Raw genomic sequence first — 267 nt, forward strand, 5'->3', positions numbered from 1 at the left:
AAAGAATGGCTGATGAATCTTATCGCTAGCGATGGAGCCAATTATGGTTACCGTAAATTGACGGTAGCATTGCGAGAACAGCACAAGCTATGTATAAACAAGAAGAAAGTATATCGACTGTGTAAGGAACTGGGGATCCTAAAGCCACAACGGCAGAAACGAGTTCGATTTCCGAAAAAGATTGCATCAAATCGAACAATAACGAATTCTAATCAACTGTTTGAAACCGATATAAAGTACGGTTATATAGCAGGTGAACAGCGATTT

1 protein-coding gene is annotated in these 267 nt (G+C 39.3%); it reads left to right on the forward strand.

What is annotated here, in order from left to right; genetic code table 11:
• Positions 1–267, forward strand: a 267-nt coding sequence (locus tag BBG47_RS28695) for a helix-turn-helix domain-containing protein (protein ID WP_139070859.1), incomplete at both ends; no start/stop codon positions are given.

It is taken from the genome of Paenibacillus sp. KS1 (assembly GCF_001680695.1).
Taxonomy (GTDB): Bacteria; Bacillota; Bacilli; order Paenibacillales; family Paenibacillaceae; genus Paenibacillus_B; species Paenibacillus_B suaedae.